The organism is Sandarakinorhabdus rubra, assembly GCF_010994245.1.
Lineage (GTDB): Bacteria > Pseudomonadota > Alphaproteobacteria > Sphingomonadales > Sphingomonadaceae > Sandarakinorhabdus > Sandarakinorhabdus rubra.
On the sequence record NZ_WMHO01000326.1, the window covers coordinates 1 to 1,849 of the forward strand.

Below are 1,849 nucleotides of genomic sequence, written 5' to 3' on the forward strand. Positions count from 1 at the left end.
TGCCATCCGCTGTGTCGCCAACATCGCCTATGAAGAGGCGCAGGCCACCATGGATGCCGGCAACGGCGCCTATCTGCCGGTGCTGCAGCCGCTGTGGACCTGCTGGGCAGCGCTGAAGAAGGCGCGTTGCCATGGCGATGCTGAACGACGGCCTGACCCGCGCCGCCACCCGGCTGGGGCTGGAGCCCGAGCGCGTGGATGCCACCCATGGCGTGGACGCCATGCGCGGCTGGGCGGCGCGCCATGCCCTCACGCAGATCATCACCGCCGATGCGCCGGTCGGCCCGGTGAAGGACCGGCTGGACGTGCTGGCCCCAGCTCTCGCCGCCGATGGCGTGCGGCTGGTGCGACTGCGCCGCGCCTGGGACGACATGGCCTGGCCGCAGGCAAGGAAGGGCTTCTTCCCGTTCAAGGCCGTCATCCCGAAGCTGCTGGCGCTGCCGCCGGCCGCCATGGCCTGAACCTGCTTCATCCGCCAGTCAGCGAAGCCCGGCCAGGATATTGCCATGTGGTTGCGACTGCTCCTCCTGCTCCCGTGCGCCCTGCTGCTGGCCGCCTGCGGTGTCGCAAAGGCCATCGTGACGGCGCCGATCGCCGTGGGCGAAGCGGTTTATGACGCCTCCACCGAAAGCCAGGAAGAAGCCGACATCAAGCGCGGCCGCGCGATGCGCGAAGCCGAGGAACAGGCCGAGAAGGACCGCAACCGCGCCGAGAGGGCACAGCAGACGCCCCCCTAGTCGTCCGGCCCAAGACTGGGATCGAGATCGCGCGGGCGCACGAACTTCGTCAGCTCGGCACGGCCGCCGTCGATCTGCGCCCAGCGTTCGATGGCGATGTCGAGCCGGGCGAGGGTGGCAGTGGGATATTTGATCTCTGCCTCGGCCCGCAACGCAGCGCTCGCGCCGCCGGGCGGCACCAGTTCCAGCAGCAGATCCTCCAGCCCCGGATTGTGGCCGACCAGCATGGCGCTGGAAAACTCATCGGAAAAGCCGGCCACCAGCTCCACCAGCGTCGCCGACGACGACAGGTAGATGCGCCCTTCATAAACCGGCGCCAGCGGCCGCCTCATCCCGGCCTCCAGCCCCTCGATCGTCTGGCGCACACGCACGGCGGGGCTTGCGAACACCAGCGCCGGATCGGGCATCTCGCCGCGCTTGATGGCGGCCCCCAGCCATTGGCCCACCTTCATCGCGGCGCGCCGGCCGCGATCATTCAATGGCCGGTCGAAATCCCTCAGCAGCGGGTCGTCATAGCCCGACTTGGCGTGGCGCAGGAGGATGAGCGTCTTCATGAGCGCCCATCGCTTGGCACATCAATCGCCGGCTTTCCAGAGCCGGCAAGGCCTGCCTTCACCTGTTCCACGGCCTGCGCCAGCGTCAGCCGCTGCACCGGCACGCCCGGCGGAAAGGCAGCAAGCAGCCGGCTCGGCACGGCGGCGCCCAGCAGCACGAAATGGCCGCGATCATCAGCGCGGCGGATCAGCCGCCCAAAGGCCTGGGCCAGCCGGTCCATGGTGGCTCTGTCATCAAAAGCGGTGCCGCCGCCGGCCAACCGGCGCGCGGCATTGAGCACGGTGCGGCGTGGCCACGGCACCCCCTCCATGATCACCTGCCTCAGGCTGTCCCCCGGCACGTCGACCCCGTCACGCAGCGCATCGGTGCCCAGCAGGCTGGCGCCAGGTTCGGCGCGGAAGATATCGACCAGCGTGCCGGTATCGATGGGATCGACATGCTGGGCAAAAAGCGGCAGCCCGGCCCGGGCCAGCGGATCGGCCAGCCTGGCATGGACGGCGCGCAGCCGCGCGATGGCGGTGAACAGGCCCAGCGTGCCGCCGCCCGCCGCCATCGCG

4 protein-coding genes are annotated in these 1,849 nt (G+C 69.9%); 2 read left to right on the top strand and 2 right to left on the bottom strand.

Going from position 1 to position 1,849, the window contains the following annotated elements; translation table 11 throughout:
- Positions 1–131: 131 nt before the first annotated feature.
- Both GJV64_RS14040 and GJV64_RS14045 read left to right on the top strand, forming a co-directional pair.
- Positions 132–461, top strand: coding sequence for a hypothetical protein (locus GJV64_RS14040; RefSeq protein WP_164158055.1), 330 nt, complete (start codon positions 132–134; stop codon positions 459–461).
- 45 nt (positions 462–506) lie between these two features.
- Positions 507–737: a hypothetical protein gene (locus GJV64_RS14045; protein WP_164158056.1), complete on the top strand. Its 231-nt coding sequence runs from the start codon at positions 507–509 to the stop codon at positions 735–737.
- Here GJV64_RS14045 and GJV64_RS14050 read toward each other — a convergent pair.
- Both GJV64_RS14050 and GJV64_RS14055 read right to left on the bottom strand, forming a co-directional pair.
- On the bottom strand, positions 734–1,291 hold the full coding sequence (locus GJV64_RS14050; protein WP_164158059.1) for a SixA phosphatase family protein: 558 nt from the start codon (positions 1,289–1,291) through the stop codon (positions 734–736). The two genes, GJV64_RS14045 and GJV64_RS14050, sit on opposite strands and share 4 nt — an antisense overlap.
- A partial coding sequence (locus GJV64_RS14055) for a helicase C-terminal domain-containing protein (protein ID WP_328799199.1) occupies positions 1,288–1,849 on the bottom strand: 562 nt, incomplete at its 5' end. The genes GJV64_RS14055 and GJV64_RS14050, both read right to left, overlap by 4 nt.